This window comes from Pseudomonas veronii, assembly GCF_001439695.1.
GTDB classification, from domain to species: Bacteria; Pseudomonadota; Gammaproteobacteria; order Pseudomonadales; family Pseudomonadaceae; genus Aquipseudomonas; species Aquipseudomonas veronii.
Genome location: NZ_JYLL01000082.1, coordinates 1 through 1,201 on the forward strand (window position 1 = coordinate 1; position 1,201 = coordinate 1,201).

The window sequence follows — 1,201 nt, forward strand, 5'->3', positions numbered from 1 at the left end:
GGTACAGACCGGAGACATCCTTTACGTTTGAAACCGGAGACATCGTTTACATGTATTAATCATGGCCAGGAGGTAACTGGCCATGTCATGGAATCGAGAGTCCCCTATGGACCAAAAAGTCAGATTGATAGGCGACTGGCTGTCCGGCGCCTATTCAAAACATCAACTGGCATTGAGCTACGGCATTAGTCGACCGACCTTGGACAAGTGGCTGCAACGGTACGCCACTGCGGGCTTGGACGGACTCAAGGAGGCTTCACGCCGTCCACTCTCAAGCCCTTTTCAAACGTGCGATGCACATATTGCTGCTCTAATTGAGCTCAAGCATCAACACCATGACTGGGGCCCCAAAAAGCTGGTCAAGGTCCTTTCCAATCGCTATCCGGAATGTCATTGGCCGGCACCCAGCACGGCGGGGGAATGGCTCAAACGAGCGGGACTGGTCCAAGAGCGGCGCAAGCGCAATCGTCCGCCTACCGGCCCCGTCAAACTTCGCCCGGCAGACCTCCCCAATCAAACGTGGGCCGCTGACTTCAAAGGCGACTTTTTAATGACGGATGGCCGACGCTGTTACCCGCTGACACTCACGGATCAGGCCAGCAGATTCATATTGTTGTGTCGTGCTCAGCCCAGTGTGGCCGGGGCCCGCGAGGGTTTTGACTGGGCTTTTCGCGAGTATGGTCTGCCTGACGTCATCAGGACTGACAACGGTTCACCCTTCGCTTCAACCGGCCTCAACAGGCTCTCGAGTCTGGCCGTATGGTGGATACGACTGGGTATCTACCCAGAGCGTATTCAGCCGGGGCGACCCGATCAGAACGGGCGGCATGAGCGTATGCATCGCTCACTCAAGGCCGCGTTACTGAAGACGCCAGAAGCCAATATGGTCCAGCAGCAGTTGGCGTTTGAACGATTTCGACAGGAATTCAATCATGATCGGCCGCACGAGGCGTTGGGTATGAAAGTGCCGAACGATCTGTACGATAAATCGCCAAGGATCTATACAGGCTGGGTACCTCCTGCCGAATATGGAGCGGATATGGAGGTACGCAAAGTCAGAACAGACGGATCAATGAAGTGGAGGGGCAGGATGATCTTTTTGAGTGAGTCACTGGTAGGAGAGTCCGTTGGACTGCGAGAAGTGGACGACAACGTGTGGGACATGTACCTATGTAACTATCCACTGGGTAGGCTAGACAGC

1 protein-coding gene is annotated in these 1,201 nt (G+C 55.0%); it reads left to right on the plus strand.

Going from position 1 to position 1,201, the window contains the following annotated elements:
- Positions 1–82 precede the first annotated feature (82 nt).
- Positions 83–1,201, plus strand: a 1,119-nt coding sequence (locus tag TU80_RS31055; RefSeq protein WP_057006151.1) for an integrase core domain-containing protein, incomplete at its 3' end; no start/stop codon positions are given.